The following is a 13,306-nucleotide window of genomic DNA, read 5'->3' as shown; positions in this document are numbered from 1 at the left end:
CAAACGCGATCCGGATCAAGACCGCGTCAACGCGCTGGTTTGACGCTGCCGCGTGAACGGTGCAGAGCGATGAGGAAAGAACAGGTGAGGGCGCTTGAGTTTCATCAGCAAGTGGGCCGGTCTGCTCGGCCTTCTCGCCGTGCTCGTGATAGGCGACCAGATCCGGATCAACCGGCCCGGTCACAAATATCGCCTCACGGTCGAGGTGACGACGCCTGACGGGATCAAGACCGGCTCGGGCATTCTGTCCGTCGTGCCCGATCGCGGCTATAGCCGGGGCGGCCGCACCACGATGCGCGGCGAGGCTGTGTTCGTCGACCTCGGCCGGGGAAAGAATGTGGTGGCATTGCTCGCGCATCAGCAGGGCGCGAAGCTCGATCTCGACGACATCAACTATGTCGCGCTCCGCGCTTATGGCGCCGCGCGCGGCAACCGCGTCTCGTTCAACGAGCTCAACCGGCAGACCGGCGTCGTCGCGGTGCAGGGGGACCTAATGCCCGTGCTCGTGAGCTTTGGCGATCCCCTCGACCCTGCGACCGCGCGGCTTGTCACCGGCGACCATGCGGAGGCGGTCCTGGGCGACGGCTATGCACTCCATGGCCTTACCGCCGAAATGGTGCCCAACGGGCTTTGGCCGATCGATTTCGGTGGCGCGCTCGGGGAGTCCGTGACGCGTGGAATCGAGACGAAACTGCCCTGGCTGGCTGCGCCGGGCGACCCGGCGGCGACCGCACTGAAGGCCGCCGGCCTGCCCCTCGGCGGCGCGATCGTGGCCCGGGAGGCATTTGCGCGAAAATAGCATTGCCGTCCCGCGTACCCTTCTGTTGAATTTGTTCCATCCCAGGGGCATGTTTGGAGAATCTTCTTCGGCGAGAGGTCTGAACGGGAGATGAGAAAGCCGGTCGTCGGCGTGATCGGGAACGCCCATCGCGTTGAAAATCGATTTCAGGTCCAGATGGTCGGCGAGCGTAATCTGCGCGCCGTGGCCGAGGTTTCCGGTGGCCTGCCGGTGATGTTCGCGGGCTCGCCCGACATCACCGATATCGGCGCGCTGCTCGATACCGTCGACGGCATCGTGCTCACCGGCGCCCGGGCCAACGTGCACCCGACCCGTTTCAACGTCGATCCCTGTGAGGCGCACGAGCCCTACGACATCCACCGCGACGAGGTGGCGCTGGCGCTCTCGGTCGCCTGCGTTGCCCGCGGTATCCCGCTGTTCGGCATCTGCCGGGGCCTCCAGGAGATGAACGTCGCCTTCGGCGGCTCGCTGCATCCCGAGATCCGCGAAATCCCCGGCCGCATGAACCATCGCATGCCGAGGCTCGAGAACGGTGAGATCCATCCCGATCCGACAGTGGTGTTCGCCGATCGTCACGACGTCGATCTGACGCCGGGCGGCGCATTCGCAGAATTGCTCGGCTGTGACAAGATCAGGGTCAATTCGCTGCACGGCCAGGGCATCCTCGATCCCGGCAAGCGCGTGCTCATTGAGGGCATTGCCGAGGACGGCACCATCGAGGCAATCCGCATCGCGGAAGCCAAGGCCTTTGCGCTCGGGGTGCAATGGCATGCCGAGTACGATCCGCAGCACAATCCGATCAACCGAAAACTGTTCGAGGCGTTCGGTCAGGCCATGGTGGCGAAGCAGCGCGCGGCGGCGTAGCTGCGAGCGTTCCGGCCTGCTACGCCGCGCGCTCCATCCGTCGCGCGCGATAGGCCTGCGGCGACATCAGGGTGAGCTTGCGGAACGCCTTGCGAAAGCTGCTCTCGTCCTCGTAGCCGGCCGATCTCGCGATGGTCTTGACCGGCTGCATCGTCGTCTCCAGCAGCGTGCGGGCGTGCTCGACGCGGCGACGCATGATGAAGGCCTGCGGCGGCTCGCGGGTGAGCTCCTGAAACTTCCGGTTCAGCGTGCGCTCGCTGAGGCCGAGCGCATCGGCAAGACGTTTGACGGTCATCGGACGCTTTCCGGTGCGTCGCACCAGCAGGTCCGCCTGGGTCAGCAGCGGGTCCTGCGAGAGCAAATAGCCGACCGGCATGAAGATCGACTGGGTGCGCTGCGCGGTGTCGATGACGACGTAGTCCGCGCATAGTTTTGCGATCTCCTTGCCGTCGACCATCTCGATCAGCCTGAGCAGGAGGTCGACCCACGACATCGGTCCGGCCGCGCAGACGATGCGGTCGGCGCTGGTGATGACGGCGTCGGCAGCGAGGTCGATGGCGGGATGACGCTGCCGCAGCTCGCTTTGCAGCCACCAGGTGATGGTGGCGCGGCGGTTGTCGAGCAGGCCGGCGCCGGCCAGGAGGAACACGCCACTGCAGAACGCGCCGATCAGCCGTCCGTTCGCGTGCTGCTGCCGCAGCCAGGCGCCGGCCCGGGCATATTGCGGCTGCAGGCGCTCGGCCGTGACGTGATCGACGAGGTTGCCTGGGACGAGGATCGCGTCAAAGCGACCGCGTCTTCCAATGGCGTCGTCGACCGCGACCATCTGGCCCCCGCCGGACCGCACGGCCTTGCCGTCGAGCGAAAGCGTCTGCCAGGCGAAGTCGGGTTTGGCGCCGCTCTGCTGCATGACGTGGTTGGCGAGCGACAGGATGTCGGCGACGCCCGAGATCGCCGAATGCATGCAGCCTTCCAGCGCCAGTATTGCGAGCTTCATGGGACCTCCAGACAGAACGCGGCAATCCTACCCGATCGGCGCGCCGGCGCCATGGCGGAAATTGCCCGATCTCTGTCTTATCCGCCACTGCCGTCTCCGGCAGGCCAGGTTCAATCTCTCAACCGTCGTCACACGACATATTGGAGAGAGACATGCCTTACGTTACCATTTCCACCGTTCGCGGCATCCTGGATGTCGCGCAGAAAAAAGCACTACTCGAGCGCGTCACCGACCTCCTGGTCGAGGTCGAAGGGCAGGGCAACCCGGAATTCCGCCGCAACGTCTGGGTCAGGATCGAGGAGCAGGAGCCCTCGCATTGGTCGCTCGGCGGCATGCAGCCGACGAGCGAGATCATCGCCGGCACGTTCGGCGCGATCGGGACGGATGGGGTGCGGATCGCGAAGACGTAGAGCGGTAGGATGGGTAGAGCGCAGCGAAACTCATCGCCCTCGCAAGTTCCGAGATGATGGGTTTCGCAAGGGCTCTACTCATCCTACGTTTCCCCAATACGAAAAGGCGCCACCTTTCGGGAGCGCCTTTTGCTTGTCGCAGGAATTTCCGGCGGCTTAGCCCGAATAGTACATCTCGAACTCGACCGGGTGCGGGGTCATTTCGAAGCGGGCGACTTCGGTCATCTTCAGCTCGATATAAGCGTCGATGAAGTCGTCGTCGAACACGCCGCCGTTCTTCAGGAAGCCGCGATCCTTGTCGAGGTTTTCCAGCGCCTCGCGCAAGCTGCCGCACACCGTCGGGATCTGCTTCAGCTCTTCCTTCGGCAGATCGTAGAGGTCCTTGTCCATCGCCGGACCCGGATCGATCTTGTTCTTGATGCCGTCGAGGCCCGCCATCAGCATCGCGGCGAAGCCGAGATAGGGATTGGCGAGCGGATCGGGGAAACGCACCTCGACGCGCTTGGCCTTCGGCGAAGCAGTGTAGGGGATGCGGCAGGAAGCCGAGCGGTTGCGCGCGGAATAGGCGAGCAGCACGGGAGCCTCGTAGCCCGGGACCAGACGCTTGTAGGAGTTGGTCGACGGGTTGGTGAAGGCGTTGATCGCCTTGGCGTGCTTGATGATGCCGCCGATGTAGTGGAGGCAGGTCTCCGAGAGGTCGGCGTATTTGTTGCCGGCGAACACCGGCTTGCCGTCCTTCCAGATCGACTGGTGCACGTGCATGCCCGAGCCGTTGTCGCCGAACACCGGCTTCGGCATGAAGGTGGCGGTCTTGCCGTAGATGTGCGCGACCTGGTGGATGCAGTATTTGTAGATCTGCATGTGGTCGGCCATCAAGGTCAGCGTGTCGAACTTCATGCCGAGCTCGTGCTGGGCGGAGGCGACTTCGTGATGGTGCTTCTCGACCTTCACGCCCATCTTGGCCATGGCGCCGAGCATCTCCGAGCGCATGTCCTGTACGGAATCCTGCGGCGGCACCGGGAAGTAGCCGCCCTTGGTACGGACACGATGGCCGAGATTGCCGCCTTCATATTCGGTGTCGGAGTTGGTCGGCAGCTCGGAAGAGTCGAGACGGAAGCCGGTGCTGTAGGGATTGGCGGAGAAGCGCACGTCGTCGAATACGAAGAACTCGGCTTCGGGGCCGACGAACACGGTGTCGCCAACGCCCATCGACTTCACCATCGCCTCGGCCTTCTTGGCGATGCCGCGGGGGTCGCGGTTGTAGGGCTCGCCGGTGGTCGGCTCGAGCACGTCGCAGGTGATGACCATGGTGGTCTCGGCGAAGAACGGATCGATCGTCGCGGTCACCGGATCGGGCATCAGGCACATGTCGGACTCGTTGATCGCCTTCCAGCCGGCAATCGAGGAGCCGTCGAACATCGTTCCTTCGGCGAAAATGTCCTCATCGATCATGCTGATGTCGAAGGTGACGTGCTGCCACTTGCCGCGCGGATCGGTGAAGCGCAGGTCGACGTATTTGACGTCGTTGTCCTTGATCGATTTCAGGACGTCTTTGGCGGTCTTCATGCATACCCCTTTTGGCTCTGCGGGTCGGTTTCCAAACTTCGAGCGACCGTGTTCACGCTTCTTGAGGCGCGCGAGGCACAAACAAAACGAGGCCGCCGAAGCAGCCTATTTCTTGTCAGAATGTCGCAAAATGCGGGATAGCACCCGGCTCAGATAGCGTCCAGCCCGGATTCGCCGGTTCGGATGCGGATCGCCTCTTCGATGTTGGAGACGAAGATCTTGCCGTCCCCGATGCGCCCGGTTTGCGCGGCGCGGCGGATCGCGTCGATGGCGCGCTCGACCAGATCGTCGCCGATCACGATCTCGATCTTCACCTTGGGCAGGAAGTCGACGATGTATTCTGCGCCGCGGTACAGCTCGGCGTGACCCTTCTGCCGGCCGAAGCCCTTGGCTTCGGTGACGGTGATGCCCTGAAGGCCGACTTCCTGAAGCGCTTCCTTCACCTCGTCGAGCTTGAATGGCTTGATGATGGCTTCGATTTTCTTCACTGCGCGCCTCCCGGCCTTTCGAACAAATAGCAACGTCTTCGTCAGGATGCGCTTTTCATGACGCACGATCTTGTCTTCGCTATGCCGGGATCCCTGACCAGTCCGGCAACAACGGCCGGCCACACCCTGATAAATGCCAGTGAGCACGACGAACCGAAGCGACTTCCGCGAAAGCAGGGTCTATGCCAAGTTGCAAATGCCCTGATTATTGGAGCGTTATCAGCCTTTTAACGCGCAGCTCTGATAGGTGGCGCCGACCCGCACAAAATACCGCAGACTACGAAATAGGCAAACGGTTCAATATCTGTGCAGATCGTTGTTCCGTTGCATGGGCCGGCGCGGAACGTGCCTGTTGAGAAGGCTTTTGGACAGGGAAGTGGCATGGAAGTTCTGACCAACGCCGAAATGCAGCGCGCCGACCAGCTCAGCATTGCGGCAGGCACCCCCGGCTTCAAGCTGATGCTCAGTGCCGGCCAGGCGGTCGCCGAGGCCGCCCACGCGCTGGTGGAGGAGGGGCCAATCCTGATCGTGGCCGGCCCCGGCAACAACGGCGGGGACGGTTTTGTCGCAGCCGCCGAGCTCGCCGCGCAAGGCCGCGAGGTCTCGGTGATCCTGATGTGCGAGCGCGACCAGCTTCAGGGCGATGCGGCCTCGGCCGCGCGGGGCTGGAAGCACCCGGTGCTTCCGTTCAACCCGCAGGCGATCGGGCGACCGGCGCTGATCGTCGATGCGCTGTTCGGCGCGGGCCTAAGCCGTCCCGTCGACAGCGAGGCGCGTGCGATGATCGAGGCGATCAACGCCAATGGTACGCCGGTGCTCGCGGTCGACCTGCCGAGCGGCATCAACGGCACCAGCGCGGCCGTGCTGGGCGTGGCGGTGAACGCCACCGAGACCGTCACCTTCTTCCGCAAGAAGCCGGCGCATCTGCTGCTGCCGGGGCGCATGCATTGCGGCCATGTCCGGGTCGCCGACATCGGCATCGAGGCGCAGGTGCTGGACGAGATCGCGCCGCAAATATTCGAGAACGATCCGGACTTCTGGGGCGCGGCCTTTCCGGTGCCGCGCATCGACGGCCACAAATACGCGCGCGGCCATGTGCTGGCGGTCTCGGGCGATGCGGCGGCGACCGGTGCCGCGCGGCTCGCCGCGCGCGGGGCGCTGCGGGCAGGTGCGGGCCTCGTGACTCTGGCAACGCCGCGCGATGCGCTCGCGATCAATGCCGCCGCGCTCACTGCGGTGATGGTTCGCCCCGTCGATACCGCCATCGAGTTCGGCGAGCTGCTCGGCGACAAGCGTTACAACACCTGCATCATCGGTCCCGGCGCGGGTGTCGGCGAGCGCACCTGCGATCTCGTCCACACGGCGCTTAATGCCCAGCGGCATCTGGTGCTGGACGCGGATGCGCTGACGAGCTTTGCCGCCAATCCCGAGCGCCTGTTCGAATCGATCAAGACGTCGCAGGACAAGGCGGTGGTGCTGACGCCGCACGAGGGCGAGTTCCCGCGGCTGTTCTCCGACCTCAGCAATAAACATCCGGGGCGCTCGAAGGTCGAGCGCGTGCGCGCCGCCGCCGAGCGCTCCGGCGCCGTCGTGCTGCTGAAGGGCCCGGACACCACGATCGCCGCGCCCGACGGCCGCGCCACCATCGCCGCCAACGCACCGCCCTGGCTCGCCACCGCGGGCGCCGGCGACGTGCTCGCCGGCATCATCGCAGGCCTCCTTGCGCAAGGCGTCCCGGCATTCGAAGCCGCCAGCATCGCGGTGTGGATGCATGGCGAAGCGGCGAGCGAGGCGGGGCCGGGCCTGATCGCGGAGGATCTCACCGAGACGCTGCCGGCCGTGCACCGGCGGATCTATGGTGCGCTGGGGATCGAGTACTAATGCTCAGGCAGCTCGCGCTCACCGATATGGGCGCGGCGGCGCAGGTTCACCGGGCTGCATTCGACCATGCGATGCCCTGGCTCGCTGGGCTGCATACGCGGGACGAGGACCGCTGGTTCTACCGCGAGCGTGTCTTCGCGACGTGCCGCGTGTGGGGACGCTTCGATGCCGATGTACTGAGCGGGATCATCGCTTTCCGTGACGGCTGGATCGAGCAGCTTTACGTGCTTCCTGCTGTGCAAGGCCGCGGCGTCGGCACCGAACTGCTCGATGTCGCCAAGCAAGCCAGCGAACGGCTGGAGCTCTGGACCTTTCAGCGCAATGCGCGCGCAAGGCGCTTCTATGAACCGCGCGGGTTTACGTTGGTCGAGCAGACCAACGGGACCCGAAACGAGGAGAAAGAACCGGACGCTCGCTATCTTTGGATGCGTCCAGGCCGACAGCTTCACTCCACCGCGTACCAACGCACGAGCCGCGGCGCGGCCCAATCGGTGACGACGGATTCGATCAGCCACCGCCCGGGGGAGGCCGCAGCGAACGCGATGCGCTGGGTCTGGCCGGGTTCGATCGCGAGCGTGTCGAGCCAATAGGGCTTCCAGCCGTCGTCGAGCTTGTCGAGCAGGCGGAAATGGTGGCCGTGGAGATGGAAGACGGTGGCGAGGGGGACGGGGTTCTTGAGTGCCAACACGACGGTGCGGCCGGCCTTGGTGCGAAAAGCGGGGGCGGAGGACGTCGCGAAATTTGCGGGCCGTGCCCACCCGGCGTCGGCTGCCCCGAGCGCGACATCGAACCGCAGGGCGCCTTTCAGATCGAGCTTCTCGGGCAGGTCGTTCGAAGGGAGGGGCTGTGGATCGAACAGCGGCACACGCCGCTCTAACCGGCCGGTGATTGCGAGGCTCCCGATCTGGCGCGCCTCTTTGCCGTCATGCAGGAGGAATGGGGCCGATTTGGCAGTATCCACAAACGCGTCGGCGCGCCCGCCGGGGGCCAGCACCAAGGCGCCGTTGCGCGCCGGGAACGGCTCGGCTGGCTGACCGTCCAAGGCCATCACCCGTAGCTCGTAGCTCTCCAATTTGATTGCCAGGACAGTGCGTTGCGAGCCGTTGATAATGCGCAGCCGCAGCCGCTGATTACCCATCGCTGAGAGTTCGAATGAAGTCTGCCCGTTAATTGTGTAGAGCGGCGTGGTGTCCTTCGGGTCCCAGCCTGGCGGAACCGCGGTTCCGTCCTGCCGCAGCCGCCATTCCTCGATCAAGATGACCACGTCACGATCGACGCCGACCGGGTCGGTCTCGGCGGCGATGATCGGAAGCGGGCGCGCGGGCTGCTTCAGGCCGTCCTCGAACAGCCGGAAGTCGGCGAGCAGAGTTCCCGCGTTTGGCACTGAAATGATTGATGTTTCCGTCGCATCCGGTGCCGTCGGGGCGCGTCCCCGAAGCGGGTCGACCGCGGCCGGGCCATTGAGGCCGTACCAGACTGGTGCAAGCGGGACAGGCAGGTCGTTGCGGAAGACGACCTCGCAGCGGTCGCCCCGCTTGAGACGGACATCCCCCAGGTGGCTGACGGCGGCCAGCTCCCAGACGGGGGTAGCCGGCTGATCCGGCCTCAGAGCCAGCGTTGCCGGCCTTGCCTGAAGCGCGAGCTGGGCGGTCACGAGCGGGCTTGCGCCGCCCCCCATCAGCCCGGCTGCCGAGGCTCCAAGTCCGGCTAAAACCTCGCGCCTCGTCGGGTCGAAGATCCGCGTTTTCATGGCCGATCCGGACCACGCCGTGCTGGATAAGTCCAGCCGTCGTGCCTAGGTGAAGCCTGCCTCTATCGGGCCATTTTTTTGCTGCGAACAGGCGGGCACATGCTATAAGCCCGCCGCCCGCGGCATCGCGGCCGGTCTTGATGCAAATCTACGCGGGCGTGGCGGAACTGGTAGACGCGCTGGATTTAGGTTCCAGTGACGAAAGTTGTGGGGGTTCGAGTCCCTCCGCCCGCACCAAGCGCTTTCAGCGTTTGCACGGATTACGCGATCTGCTCCTGCGCGGATGTTTGTCCGCCGGAAGCCGGTCCGATGAACCACCGGCGTTGAGGCGTTCGCCTCGCGCCGGATCGATTAATGACAGCGTCCCGACGCATGCGCGCCGGGACCGAACGAGAAGAAGATTGGACACCATGCAGGTCACAGAAACCCTCTCGGAAGGTTTGAAGCGCGAGTTCAAGATCAGCGTTCCCGCGTCTGATCTCGACGCCAAGGCCGGTGCCAAGCTCGTCGACCTCAAGGACAAGGTCAAAATCAACGGCTTCCGTCCCGGCAAGGTGCCGGTCACGCACCTCAAGAAGGTCTATGGCCGCTCGGTGATGGCCGAGACCATCGACCAGACCATCCGCGACACCAACACGCAGCTGTTCTCCGAGCGCGGCTTCCGCTTGGCGACCGAACCGAAGATCACCATGCCGACCGAGCAGGCCGAGGTCGAAGAGCTGCTCAACGGCAAAACCGATCTGACCTACACGGTTGCGATCGAAGTGGTGCCGTCGATCGCGCTCGCCGACTTCAAGACCTTCGAAGTCGAGAAGCCCGTCGCCGAAGTCACCGACGCCGACGTCGACGAGGCGATCAAGCGCATCGCCGATTCGAACCGTGGCTATGCCGCGAAGGGCGAGGGCGCCAAGGCCGAGTCGGGCGATCGCGTCACCGTCGCCTTCAAGGGCACCATCAACGGCGAGCCCTTCGAGGGCGGCGCCGGCGAGGGCATCCAGGTCGTGATCGGATCCAACACCTTCATCCCCGGCTTCGAAGAGCAGCTCACCGGCATCGCCACCGACGAGACCCGCACGCTGAAGGTAGCATTCCCCAAGAACTACATGAACGACAAGCTCGCCGGCCAGCCGGCAGAGTTCGAGACCACCGCAACGCTGATCGAGGCGCCGCAGGATCTCGCGATCGACGACGAGTTCGCAAAGACGCTCGGCCTCGAATCGCTGGACAAGCTGAAGGAAGCGGCACGCGAGCGGCTGGTCGCCGAGTTCGCGACCGCGACGCGCCAGCGCGTCAAGCGCGCGCTGCTCGACCGCCTCGACGAGGCCCATCGCTTCGAGGCTCCGCCTTCGCTGGTGGACGAGGAGTTCAATTTGATGTGGAACTCGGTGAAGGCCGAGATGGACTCCGCCGGCAAGACCTTCGCCGACGAGGACACGACCGAAGAGGCCGCCAAGGAAGAGTACCGCAAGATCGCCGACCGCCGCGTGCGGCTCGGCCTCGTGCTCTCCGAGATCGGCGAGAAGAACAAGATCTCCGTGACCGACGACGAGGTCGGCCGCGCCGTCATCGAGCGGGCGCGCTCGATGCCGGGCCGCGAGAAGGAGGTCTGGGACTATTACCGCAGCAACGCCCAAGCGTTGGCCCAGCTTCGTGCACCGATCTATGAGGACAAGGTCGTCGACTTTATCCTCGAGCTCGCCAACGTGACCGAAAAGAAGGTTTCGCGCGACGATCTCTACAAGGACGACGAGGCGGAAAAGACCGCCGCTTGATGGCTCTAGGCGAGCCCTTGGGATAGGCTTGCATTAAGGATGATCAGCAAAGAGGTCGAGCTAGCCAGGTGGCCGGCTGGGCCTCTTTGTACGAATCAGCTTCAACTGCCACACGGATTAAGCCTTAATTCGCTCCGCACTTGTCAGGCGCGAATTGGGCTATATCTGTCGCTACGCCTTCCGCTTCTACCAAGTTCGTCTACCAAGTTCCTGCATCACGGGACGTCCATCGGCCTTCCGGCAGATCCAGCCCGACTGGCAGCCGGGCCTGGCGATGTCCGCCTCTTCAAAACCCTAGGTGACTCATGCGCGATCCGGTTGAAACCTACATGAACCTCGTGCCCATGGTGGTCGAGCAGACCAACCGTGGCGAGCGCGCCTACGACATCTTCTCGCGCCTTCTGAAAGAGCGCATTATTTTCCTGACCGGGCCGGTCGAGGACGGCATGTCGACGCTGATCGTGGCGCAGCTGTTGTTCCTTGAGGCAGAAAATCCGAAGAAGGAAATCTCGATGTACATCAACTCGCCGGGCGGCGTGGTGACGTCGGGCCTCGCGATCTACGACACCATGCAGTTCATTCGCCCGCCGGTCTCGACGCTGTGCACGGGCCAGGCCGCCTCGATGGGCTCGCTGCTGCTCTGCGCCGGCGAGAAGGACATGCGCTTCTCGCTGCCGAACGCGCGCATCATGGTGCATCAGCCCTCCGGCGGCTTCCAGGGCCAAGCCACCGACATCATGCTGCACGCCCAGGAAATCCTGAACCTGAAGAAGCGGCTCAACGAGATCTACGTGAAGCACACCGGCCAGACCTACAAGGCGATCGAGGACGCGTTGGAACGCGATAAGTTCCTGACCGCGAGCGACGCCAAGGAGTTCGGCCTGGTCGACAGGGTCATCGACAAGCGCGCCGAGGAAACCGCGGCGCCGAAGACCCCGTAGCACTACTGCGGCGGCGAACCCTCGGGCTCGCCGGCGCCATCAGGGAGCGTTCACGTTAAGGACACGTGCGCGCGTCGCAAAACGCAGTTTTGCGCCCTGCGACAGGCAGAAAGTTCCGCTTTCGTGCTTGTTTTTCGTGGCAATCCAGCAACGCCGGGGTGATTTCGATCACTTCGCCCGTGCCAAGACCGGAAATCACGGTATTGTCACGGGTAGCCGGCGACCCCCGATTAGCGAATTCTTGATAGTCGGGTGACAGCATGGTTCGCTACGACTGATCGGCTATGATCGCGGGGAATCGAGTGACCGTGATTCGCACGGCATGTAACGCGTAGGGTCTTTTTTGGTACGGAATTTGCTCTATTTGAAGGACTGTACCGGCTGTCGTGCCGGAATAGGGCGATCGAGCGGACGGGATCGAACCGCGGACGGAGACATGAATGAGTAAGGTCGGCACGAGCGACTCCAAGAACACGCTGTATTGCTCGTTCTGCGGCAAGAGCCAGCACGAAGTTCGCAAACTGATCGCGGGTCCCACGGTCTTCATTTGCGACGAGTGCGTCGAGCTCTGCATGGACATCATTCGCGAGGAGAACAAATCCTCGCTGGTGAAGTCGCGCGACGGGATTCCGACGCCGAAGGAAATCTGCAAGGTGCTGGACGATTACGTGATCGGCCAGAACCATGCGAAGAAGGTCCTCTCGGTCGCGGTGCACAATCACTACAAGCGCCTCAACCACCAGACCAAGCACAACGACGTCGAGCTTGCGAAGTCGAACATCCTGCTGATCGGTCCGACCGGCTCGGGCAAGACGCTGCTCGCGCAGACGCTCGCCCGCATCCTGGACGTGCCGTTCACGATGGCGGATGCGACGACGCTGACCGAAGCCGGCTATGTCGGCGAGGACGTCGAGAACATCATCCTGAAGCTGCTCCAGGCCGCCGACTACAACGTCGAGCGTGCCCAGCGCGGCATCGTCTATATCGACGAAATCGACAAGATCAGCCGCAAGTCCGACAATCCCTCGATCACGCGCGACGTGTCGGGTGAGGGCGTGCAGCAGGCGCTGCTCAAGATCATGGAAGGCACGGTGGCTTCGGTCCCGCCGCAGGGCGGCCGCAAGCATCCGCAGCAGGAATTCCTGCAGGTGGACACCACCAACATCCTGTTCATCTGCGGAGGTGCGTTCTCGGGCCTCGAAAAGATCATTTCGGCACGCGGACGTTCGACCTCGATCGGTTTCGCCGCCCAGGTGCTCGCGCCGGAAGACCGCCGCACCGGCGAAATCTTCCGTCACGTCGAGCCGGAGGATCTCCTGAAGTACGGCCTGATCCCGGAATTCGTCGGCCGTCTGCCCGTCGTGGCGACGCTGGAGGATCTGGACGAGGCTTCGCTCAAGAAGATCCTGGTCGAGCCGAAGAACGCGCTGGTGAAGCAGTACCAGCGGCTGTTCGAGATGGAGAACATCGAGCTGACCTTCGCCGACGAGGCGCTTGGCGCGGTTGCCCGCAGGGCGATCGAGCGCAAGACCGGTGCGCGCGGACTGCGCTCGATCCTCGAGGCGATCCTGCTCGAGACCATGTTCGACCTGCCAGGCCTCGAAGGTGTGGAAGAAGTCGTGATTTCCCGCGAAGTCGTGGAAGGAACGGCGCGTCCGCTCTACATCTACGCCGATCGGTCCGATCGCGCCGTCGAGAACGCCAGCGCCTGATTTCGGCGCTGGAACGCTCCAATCGTCTCCTCAAGCAAGGGCTGCGGAAAGTATCTCCGCAGCCGGTGTTGCGTCGCTTATTTGCGTGCGTAAGCGCCTGATGGCGCGCGTCTTCAATGACTTGAC

Annotated in this window: 11 protein-coding genes, 1 tRNA gene and 1 pseudogene; 9 read left to right on the top strand and 4 right to left on the bottom strand. The window is 63.9% G+C overall.

The features are described from left to right. Positions 1-94: 94 nt before the first annotated feature. Positions 95-799, top strand: a complete 705-nt coding sequence (locus AC0L20_RS15525; protein WP_473289390.1) for a hypothetical protein — start codon at positions 95-97, stop codon at positions 797-799. A 90-nt stretch (positions 800-889) separates the two neighbouring features. Continuing rightward, complete coding sequence (locus AC0L20_RS15520; protein WP_456764073.1) at positions 890-1,663, top strand: gamma-glutamyl-gamma-aminobutyrate hydrolase family protein; 774 nt, start codon at positions 890-892, stop codon at positions 1,661-1,663. A gap of 19 nt (positions 1,664-1,682) precedes the next feature. Here AC0L20_RS15520 and AC0L20_RS15515 read toward each other — a convergent pair whose 3' ends face one another. Then, positions 1,683-2,660: a GlxA family transcriptional regulator gene (locus AC0L20_RS15515; RefSeq protein ID WP_473289386.1), complete on the bottom strand. Its 978-nt coding sequence runs from the start codon at positions 2,658-2,660 to the stop codon at positions 1,683-1,685. 152 nt (positions 2,661-2,812) lie between these two features. Here AC0L20_RS15515 and AC0L20_RS15510 point away from each other — a divergent pair, with 152 nt between their 5' ends. After that, positions 2,813-3,070, top strand: a complete 258-nt coding sequence (locus AC0L20_RS15510) for a tautomerase family protein (RefSeq protein ID WP_473289384.1) — start codon at positions 2,813-2,815, stop codon at positions 3,068-3,070. Positions 3,071-3,226: 156 nt separating this feature from the next. On the opposite strand, the gene glnA is transcribed toward AC0L20_RS15510, so the two are convergent. Both glnA and AC0L20_RS15500 read right to left on the bottom strand, forming a co-directional pair. Next, entirely contained in the window at positions 3,227-4,636 is a 1,410-nt protein-coding gene (glnA, locus tag AC0L20_RS15505) for a type I glutamate--ammonia ligase (RefSeq protein ID WP_007603494.1), read from the bottom strand. A 149-nt stretch (positions 4,637-4,785) separates the two neighbouring features. Continuing rightward, the gene (locus tag AC0L20_RS15500; protein WP_007603495.1) at positions 4,786-5,124 is read right to left on the bottom strand and encodes a P-II family nitrogen regulator; all 339 of its coding nucleotides are present in this window, start codon (positions 5,122-5,124) and stop codon (positions 4,786-4,788) included. 381 nt (positions 5,125-5,505) lie between these two features. Between AC0L20_RS15500 and AC0L20_RS15495 the strand changes: the two genes are divergently transcribed. Next, entirely contained in the window at positions 5,506-7,005 is a 1,500-nt protein-coding gene (locus tag AC0L20_RS15495) for an NAD(P)H-hydrate dehydratase (RefSeq protein WP_473289382.1), read from the top strand. Next, positions 7,005-7,436 (top strand): annotated as a pseudogene (locus AC0L20_RS15490) (GNAT family N-acetyltransferase); the annotation flags it as partial. The gene AC0L20_RS15495 and the pseudogene AC0L20_RS15490, both read left to right, overlap by 1 nt. 14 nt (positions 7,437-7,450) lie before the next feature. Here AC0L20_RS15490 and AC0L20_RS15485 read toward each other — a convergent pair. Beyond that, positions 7,451-8,755, bottom strand: coding sequence for a multicopper oxidase family protein (locus AC0L20_RS15485; protein ID WP_473289380.1), 1,305 nt, complete (start codon positions 8,753-8,755; stop codon positions 7,451-7,453). Positions 8,756-8,907: 152 nt separating this feature from the next. On the opposite strand from AC0L20_RS15485, the gene AC0L20_RS15480 reads away from it, so the two are divergent. The 4 genes from AC0L20_RS15480 (at position 8,908) to clpX (ending at position 13,180) form a co-directional block, all read left to right on the top strand. Next, positions 8,908-8,992: transfer RNA gene (locus AC0L20_RS15480), tRNA-Leu, on the top strand. 173 nt (positions 8,993-9,165) lie between these two features. Then, positions 9,166-10,527, top strand: a complete 1,362-nt coding sequence (gene tig / locus AC0L20_RS15475; protein ID WP_456764078.1) for a trigger factor — start codon at positions 9,166-9,168, stop codon at positions 10,525-10,527. Positions 10,528-10,832: 305 nt separating this feature from the next. Continuing rightward, complete coding sequence (locus tag AC0L20_RS15470) at positions 10,833-11,468, top strand: ATP-dependent Clp protease proteolytic subunit (protein ID WP_007603501.1); 636 nt, start codon at positions 10,833-10,835, stop codon at positions 11,466-11,468. A gap of 440 nt (positions 11,469-11,908) precedes the next feature. Next, on the top strand, positions 11,909-13,180 hold the full coding sequence (gene clpX / locus AC0L20_RS15465) for an ATP-dependent Clp protease ATP-binding subunit ClpX (RefSeq protein ID WP_007603503.1): 1,272 nt from the start codon (positions 11,909-11,911) through the stop codon (positions 13,178-13,180). The last annotated feature ends 126 nt before the right edge of the window (positions 13,181-13,306 follow it).

Source organism: Bradyrhizobium sp. Kon58, from assembly GCF_055807455.1.
Note: the sequence above shows the minus strand (reverse complement) of the source record. Positions and strands in the feature narration are given on the sequence as shown.